This is a genomic window from Pseudomonas sp. BF-R-19, from assembly GCF_019956445.1.
GTDB lineage: Bacteria > Pseudomonadota > Gammaproteobacteria > Pseudomonadales > Pseudomonadaceae > Aquipseudomonas > Aquipseudomonas fluorescens_BH.
Window position 1 is genome coordinate 37750 of sequence record NZ_JAHBDN010000069.1, and the last position, 6703, is coordinate 44452.

Annotated in this window: 9 protein-coding genes; 2 read left to right on the top strand and 7 right to left on the bottom strand. The window is 59.8% G+C overall.

All coding sequences use genetic code 11. The features are described from left to right. The first annotated feature begins 104 nt into the window (after positions 1-104). Positions 105-980 (top strand): LysR substrate-binding domain-containing protein, encoded by an 876-nt coding sequence (locus KGB28_RS19915; protein WP_223447357.1) that lies wholly within the window; start codon positions 105-107, stop codon positions 978-980. Here KGB28_RS19915 and KGB28_RS19920 read toward each other — a convergent pair whose 3' ends face one another. From KGB28_RS19920 to KGB28_RS19945, 6 genes are all read right to left on the bottom strand, one after another. Continuing rightward, on the bottom strand, positions 981-1370 hold the full coding sequence (locus KGB28_RS19920; protein ID WP_223447359.1) for a c-type cytochrome: 390 nt from the start codon (positions 1368-1370) through the stop codon (positions 981-983). 871 nt (positions 1371-2241) lie between these two features. After that, on the bottom strand, positions 2242-2640 hold the full coding sequence (locus tag KGB28_RS19925; protein WP_223447361.1) for a DUF1801 domain-containing protein: 399 nt from the start codon (positions 2638-2640) through the stop codon (positions 2242-2244). A gap of 62 nt (positions 2641-2702) precedes the next feature. Further along, positions 2703-3146, bottom strand: a complete 444-nt coding sequence (locus KGB28_RS19930) for an arsenate reductase ArsC (protein ID WP_223447363.1) — start codon at positions 3144-3146, stop codon at positions 2703-2705. A gap of 26 nt (positions 3147-3172) precedes the next feature. Then, the gene (locus tag KGB28_RS19935) at positions 3173-4102 is read right to left on the bottom strand and encodes a Ppx/GppA family phosphatase (protein WP_223447365.1); all 930 of its coding nucleotides are present in this window, start codon (positions 4100-4102) and stop codon (positions 3173-3175) included. 285 nt (positions 4103-4387) lie between these two features. Further along, positions 4388-4726, bottom strand: coding sequence for a hypothetical protein (locus KGB28_RS19940; protein WP_223447367.1), 339 nt, complete (start codon positions 4724-4726; stop codon positions 4388-4390). Between the two features lie 67 nt (positions 4727-4793). After that, positions 4794-5456, bottom strand: coding sequence for an ATPase (locus KGB28_RS19945; RefSeq protein ID WP_223447369.1), 663 nt, complete (start codon positions 5454-5456; stop codon positions 4794-4796). Between the two features lie 229 nt (positions 5457-5685). On the opposite strand from KGB28_RS19945, the gene KGB28_RS19950 reads away from it, so the two are divergent. Next, the gene (locus KGB28_RS19950; RefSeq protein ID WP_223447371.1) at positions 5686-5991 is read left to right on the top strand and encodes an NIPSNAP family protein; all 306 of its coding nucleotides are present in this window, start codon (positions 5686-5688) and stop codon (positions 5989-5991) included. 13 nt (positions 5992-6004) lie between these two features. Here KGB28_RS19950 and KGB28_RS19955 read toward each other — a convergent pair whose 3' ends face one another. Continuing rightward, positions 6005-6463: a GNAT family N-acetyltransferase gene (locus KGB28_RS19955; protein ID WP_223447373.1), complete on the bottom strand. Its 459-nt coding sequence runs from the start codon at positions 6461-6463 to the stop codon at positions 6005-6007. Positions 6464-6703 lie beyond the last annotated feature (240 nt).

Below are 6703 nucleotides of genomic sequence, written 5' to 3' on the forward strand. Positions count from 1 at the left end.
TCAATGAAAACGGCCTTGGCGGTCTTGGCATGCATGCTACGGCTGGAAAAACGGGCAAACAAACGATGGATTTTGCAGATAACTGATTAGAGGAACTTATCGATATGCTCAAACACTGGCCGCCCCTGAGCACCCTGCGCGGCTTCGAAGCCGCCGCCCGGCTGGGCAGTTTTCATAAGGCCGCCGATGAGTTGCACCTCACCCAATCGGCGATCAGCCAGCAGATCCGCAGCCTTGAGGCCTACCTTGAACAACCTCTGTTCTATCGCAGCGGGCGCAGCGTCAGCCTGACCGATGCCGGTCACGATCTGCTGAGCACCACCCAGGCGTTGTTGCAGCAATTGGCGGTGGGCATTCGCCGGTTGGGGCAATACCAGAAACCCAATCAACTGGTGCTCAACACCACCCCGGCGTTTGCCCGGCACTGGCTGTTGCCGCGCCTGGGGGATTTCCGTCGCCAGCATCCACAGGTCGACCTGTGGATTTTCAGCACCGATGAAGTGCCGGACATGGCCAGTCAGACCATCGACCTGGCGGTGCGCGACGACATCGGCTCCCAGGCCGAATGCAGCTTCAAGGTGCTGCACGCCGACCGCCTCTACCCGGCGTGCCATCCGAGCCTGTTGGCCGTGCCGGTGGAACAGCGCACCACCCTGCATGGCGAGCGGGAAATGGACTGGAGCCACTGGGCGGTGGAATCGGGCATTGATGTGGGGCAGATGGATCAGGGGCTGAATTTTTCCGATCCGGGTTTGCTGCTGGACGCGGCCTGCACCGGGCTGGGCATTGCGCTGGTGAGCCAGTTGCTGAGTCGGCAGGCGCGGGCCACCGGGCTGTTGCAGCCGATGGTGGAGCAAACCATCCGCGGCCCGAACTGGGCGCTGCTGACCCACCGTGACAGCGAAAACATCGCGATGGCGCGGGCCTTCACCGAGTGGCTGGTCAACAATCTGGCGACCGAGCAGCAGACCACGACGTGATCATTGCGCCGGGAAGGTTTGCAGGTAGGCCAGCAGGTCTTCGATTTTTTCCGGATCACTGAGACCCCAGAAAATCATGCGGGTGCCGGGCACGACTTTCTTCGGCGCTTCGAGGTAGGCGATCAGGGTTTCGCGATTCCAGACCAGGTTGGCTGACATCATTGCATCGGAATACACGTAGTCCGTGGTGACGGCGGAGTCGCGACCGATCACGCCATTGAGCTGCGGGCCAAAGAAGGCGCGAGCCGATTCGCCGATCTGATGACAGCCGCTGCAGAGGCGCTTGTACACTTTCTCCCCGGCCTGGACATCGCCCGCAGCAAGGGTGGGCATGCTGAACAGGCCAGCGGTGAGCGCCAGGGCGAGGGTCAGGGCGGCGATTTTCTTCATGTTCCGTTTCCAGTCGGGTGTTGCCGGATGGCTATTGGAACATGCAGGCCGGGGATATCCCAAGTGGTCAAATGGACGCAATCCCTGTGGGAGCGGGCTTGCTCGCGAAAGCGGTAGTCCAGCCACCTACGATGTTGAATGTGAAGACCTCTTCGCGAGCAAGCCCGCTCCCACAGGGGTCCTTCACTGCATGCTGGATCTATGTTCGACGCCAATCAAAATGTGGGAGCGGGCTTGCTCGCGAAAGCAGTAGTCCAGCCCCTACGATGTTGAATGTGAAGGCCTCTTCGCGAGCAAGCCCGCTCCCACAGGGGTCCTTCACTGCATGCTGGATCTATGTTCGACGCCAATCAAAATGAGGGAGCGGGCTTGCTCGCGAAAGCAGTAGTCCAGCCACCTACGATGTTGAATGTGAAGGCCTCTTCGCGAGCAAGCCCGCTCCCACAGGGGTCCTTCACTGCATGCTGGATCTATGTTCGACGCCAATCAAAATGTGGGAGCGGGCTTGCTCGCGAAAGCGGTAGTCCAGCCCCTACGATGTTGAATGTGAAGGCCTCTTCGCGAGCAAGCCCGCTCCCACAGGGGTCCTTCACTGCATGCTGGATCTATGTTCGACGCCAATCAAAATGTGGGAGCGGGCTTGCTCGCGAAAGCGGTAGTCCAGCCACCTACGATGTTGAATGTGAAGACCTCTTCGCGAGCAAGCCCGCTCCCACAGGGGTCCTTCACTGCATGCTGGATCTATGTTCGACGCCAATCAAAATGTGGGAGCGGGCTTGCTCGCGAAAGCAGTAGTCCAGCCACCTACGATGTTGAATGTGAAGACCTCTTCGCGAGCAAGCCCGCTCCCACAGGGGTTCTGCGCACTGGCTTACTTTTTGGATTGGGTTCGGGATGTATAGAGCTCAATGGCCGCCTGAATCAACGCCTTCAGCGCCTTTTCATCGATCCGCTCACCCTCGCGAATATCGATGGCACGCCGGGTATTGCCTTCAAGGCTGGCGTTGAACAGCTTCGACGGATCATCAAGCGAAGCGCCCTTGGCGAAGGTCATTTTCACCACTTGCTTGTAGGTCTCGCCGGTGCAAATGATGCCAGCATGGGACCACACCGGCACACCCCACTTCCACTCTTCAATCACTTCGGGGTCGGCCTGGCGGATGATCTTGCGAACGTGGGCCAGGGTTTCGCCGCGCCAGTCGGCCAGTTCCCGGATTCGCTCGTCAATCAGCGCCGAGGCTTCGTTTGTTTCAACCTTGTCCGTTTTCATCACCGTTTCGACCCTCATCATGATGGTTGTGACCGATGAGGGTAGACGCTGCTCGATGGTTTTCAGGAATCGCTGACTGACGGCGCCTGGGGCACGGGGCGGGTTTTCACGGTGACGAACATTTTGATGCGGTCGCCGATTTCCTGGAGGGTATGGCGGAACGGGTCGTGTCTTTCGCTGGTGGTCGGGTCTTCGAAGCTCCAGACCATCACTTCAGCGTTAAACGGCATGCGCGCGGCCTCTTCGGAGGACTTGTCGCACAGGGTGATGACGTAGTCGAACGCCTGGCCTTCGAAATCTTCGAGGGACTTGCTGCGCAAGCCGCTGGCATCGACACCGATGTGATCCAGGGATTCGAACGTGCGCGGGTCGATCTCGGTGGCCTCGAGCCCGGCACTGAAGGCCTGGAAATCGGCAGGATCGATGTGGCGCAACAGGGCTTCGGCCATGGGGGAGCGGACATCGTTCCGGGCGCAGACGAACAGCACGCGACGGGGGTCGGTCATGGTTTTACCTCTGCTGGCTGGGTGTTTTAGTGTTTGCTCATCAATCCATGCAGCACGCCGAACCGCAAACCCGGTTCTGACGCAATCATGTGCGTGATCCCGAACACCTTGAACGCGGCCAGCATCACCACCAGACCGCCGGGCAAAATGCTCAGGCGATGGGTGGGCAAACCGGCCAACTTGAGGTGTTTCACATGTTTGACCTCCAGCAGGCGCAACGACAGGCGCAACAGGCCGCCGTAGGTGATGCCGCTCTGGCCGTCATCATTCAAGCCATTGGCCTTGAGCACCTTGGCCAACATCCGCGCCGTCCCGGAAGAACCGACCGCCTGCTGCCAGCCCATGGCGCGGTAACGCCGGGCAATGCGTTCGAATTGCACGGTGGCCGCGCGTTCGGCCTCCAGCAGCGCTTCGGCCACGATCCGCCCGCCATGGAAGTAACGCGCACCGAAGGTGCCGCTGCCGATGGCAATGCTCTCGGCGACCAGCAGCTGGTCGCCACGGCCGATGATCATCTCCGTGGAGCCGCCGCCGATATCCACCACCAGCCGCGTGGTTTGCGCCGGCAAGGTGTGGGCCACGCCGGCGTAGACCAGTTGCGCCTCTTCGTGACCGGAAATGACGTCGATGCGAAAGCCCAGGTGGCGTTCGGCACTGGCCAGGAACAGCGGCGCGTTGTCCGCTTCGCGTACTGCGCTGGTGGCCACCGCCCGCACGCGCCCGGCCTCGAAACCGCGCAGTTTCTTGCCGAATCGCGCCAGCGCCTGCCAGCCACGGTCCAGCGCCAACTCATCGAGCGCCCCGCCCTGCAGGCCTTCGGCCAGACGGACCGGCTCACGCAGGGTCTTCACTTCCTGGACGACCATCTGCTGGTTCCGTCTCACCGACTGGCCAATCATCAGGCGAAACGCATTGGAGCCCAGGTCGATGGCGGCAAACAGCGGGGCGTCTTTCATAGGGGGTTCCTTGCACATTCATCTGCCGGCGGACTGGCGGCCGTCGGGCACTCAAGACGGATTGCGAGGATCTTGCCATTACTTCGATGACACCCGGATGACAGCGCCGGGAGATCTGACCCACACCACTATTAGTCGGCAGTCAGCGAATTAACGGCACCCTGATGAATGTCCATCAAGCTGTCATCGATTCGTCATGAACCGGGCGGCATAATCAAGTCATTCAATGCGTGCTTTAACTTTTCGCTGCCAGTCCCGGCAGCTTTTTTTTGCCTGAAATTCTGCTTACAAACACTCCTGCGCCGCACGCTCGAACGTCGACGGCACGAACGCCGAGGCCAGCAGCTTGCGCTCGTACAGGAACACCTTGCCGCCGCTCGAGGCTTTATAGGTTTCCAGCACATTGTCCGCCGCCACTTTGCTCGGGATGACGATGCGGTAGCTGCGCTGGGTCTGCGACACCGTTGGGTTGAGCGCATCGTGCTGCAACTTCGGCACCACGCAATGGGTGTACTCCTCGGGCGACTTGCTGGTCTGCAGGGTCATGGTCGGATTGTTCGGCGTGGCACAACCGGCCAGCAGCAGCGAAGCGAATACCAGGCTCGGGGCAAAAACAGTGCGCATGTATCAGGTCCTGAATGGAAATCCACGGTGGATCGGGTTGTCCGCCGCTCAATGGGCGTCGGGCTGATTAATTTGTTGTTGCGGTCAATCCGGCGGTTACCAGCGCCTTCAGCGACGCATCGAACTGTTTCAGCGCGGTCAGTTGCAGGTCGCGTTGCTGTTCGATTTGCGCGGCAATCTCGGGCACGGCCTTGTCATGCACCCACACCGACGGCAGTTGTTTTTCCACTGCACCTTCGGCCTTGCCGATGTACTGCAGGTTGGCGTCGTAGAACCGCGCGGCGAAACGCGCCTCGACCCGGTCGTTACGCTGGGTCAGCAACTGGTTGTGGGTATCGAGCATCACCACCACATCGGGATGGGCCTGCACCAGGGCATCGAGGTTGTCGTAGACCGTCACCGACACAAAGGTGTGGTGCAGCGAACCCATCAGCCAGTCGATGGCCAGGTCCGGATCGGAGCTGTTGACGAACGCCTGGCGAATCCGCGCATCCAGTGCGTTCTTCGCACCGTTGACGGCCACCGAGTGGTATTGCTCAAGGTATTGCAGGTTTTCCACGGTGTTTTCGCTGTACAGCACCCCGACCGTCTGCCCGTATTGCAGCCCGCCCTGGCCAGCGGTGATGGGCGGCAGATGGCAGGTGCGTGCGTCTTCGGCAAAGGCCGATGCGGTGGATGCAACGCTGCCCAACAACAGGGCAATCACAGCCAGTCGGGTCAAGATTTTCATCGCGCAGTTTCCTTGAGCAGCGTGTTCAATGCCGGCAATTTTCCGCCTTTGCGCAAAAAACAGAACTTGCGATTCTTGATGGTGACTATTGACTGAACCAATAGTGCGGCGGCGTCAGCGCATGCCTCCGGCGCAAACTTACCGGTCAATATCGAACAAGCGGCTGTGCCGGGCGCCCACGGTTGATTACAGTGGCGACTGCCCTCAAACCTGATCAAGGAACGAAACAATGGTGACCTGCTACCTGAAATACGTGCTCGATCCCTACCAGCTCGACGCGTTCGAGCACTACGGCAAGTTGTGGATTCCCCTGGTGGAAAAGTTCGGCGGCCAGCACCACGGCTACTTTTTGCCGTCGGAGGGCGCCAACAACATCGCCTTGGCGCTGTTCACCTTCCCCAGCCTGGCCACGTACGAGCATTACCGGCAGCAATCGATGAACGATCCTGAGTGCATCGCCGCGTTCAAGTACGCCGAAGACAGGAAATTCATCCTCAGCTACGAGCGTTCGTTCATGCGGCCGGTGTTTGGCTGACTGGATCGCTGAGTCAGTCTTTTTTCAGATCCAGGCAATAGGTGTAGTAACCGGGGTCGCGCACCCAGCCCAGGGATTCATACAGGCGTTGGGCGGTGAGGTTGTCGGTGGCGGTTTCCAGGGTCATGCCTTTGCCACCGGCCAGCTTCGCGAAATCCCGGGCGGTGTTCATCAGCACGGTGCCGACACCTTTGCCCCGGGCGGCGGGCGTGGTGAACAGATCACCGAGCAGCCAGGTGCGATGGGCATCGATCGAGGAAAAGGTCGGGAACAGCTGGACGAAGCCGAGGTTTTCACCGTCGGTGTCCTGGGCAAGAAATATCACCGATTCATCCCGGGCGAGTCGCTCGGCGATGAAGGCGCGCGATTGCGCAAGGTTCGACGGCTGCTTGTAGAACATCCGGTAAGCGTCAAACAAAGGGGCGATCTGGTCGATGTGCGATGCGTCGGCGCGCAGGGCCTGAATAGCCATGAGGGTGCTCCATTGCGGTCTCAAGGAATTACAGACTAGCAATGGCAGCTGAACAGCAACGTAAGATTTTCTAAAAGCACCGCCGTCCACTAATGAAATGGCTACCCCCGCCGCCCCCTGTGATCGCCCACTAAGCTTTCACAGGGGGCTTATCGGAGATCATTGCCATGAGCAAAGTAGCTATTGCCGCCATCGATCTGGGAAAACACACCTTTCATCTACATGCACAGGATGATCGTG

What these genes read in the sequence shown, in the direction of transcription:
- KGB28_RS19915 (WP_223447357.1), top strand. Translation starts at nt 105, where the DNA reads ATGCTCAAACACTGGCCGCCCCTGAGCACCCTGCGCGGCTTCGAAGCC.
- KGB28_RS19920 (WP_223447359.1), bottom strand. Translation starts at nt 1,370, where the DNA reads ATGAAGAAAATCGCCGCCCTGACCCTCGCCCTGGCGCTCACCGCTGGC.
- KGB28_RS19925 (WP_223447361.1), bottom strand. Translation starts at nt 2,640, where the DNA reads ATGAAAACGGACAAGGTTGAAACAAACGAAGCCTCGGCGCTGATTGAC.
- KGB28_RS19930 (WP_223447363.1), bottom strand. Translation starts at nt 3,146, where the DNA reads ATGACCGACCCCCGTCGCGTGCTGTTCGTCTGCGCCCGGAACGATGTC.
- KGB28_RS19935 (WP_223447365.1), bottom strand. Translation starts at nt 4,102, where the DNA reads ATGAAAGACGCCCCGCTGTTTGCCGCCATCGACCTGGGCTCCAATGCG.
- KGB28_RS19940 (WP_223447367.1), bottom strand. Translation starts at nt 4,726, where the DNA reads ATGCGCACTGTTTTTGCCCCGAGCCTGGTATTCGCTTCGCTGCTGCTG.
- KGB28_RS19945 (WP_223447369.1), bottom strand. Translation starts at nt 5,456, where the DNA reads ATGAAAATCTTGACCCGACTGGCTGTGATTGCCCTGTTGTTGGGCAGC.
- KGB28_RS19950 (WP_223447371.1), top strand. Translation starts at nt 5,686, where the DNA reads ATGGTGACCTGCTACCTGAAATACGTGCTCGATCCCTACCAGCTCGAC.
- KGB28_RS19955 (WP_223447373.1), bottom strand. Translation starts at nt 6,463, where the DNA reads ATGGCTATTCAGGCCCTGCGCGCCGACGCATCGCACATCGACCAGATC.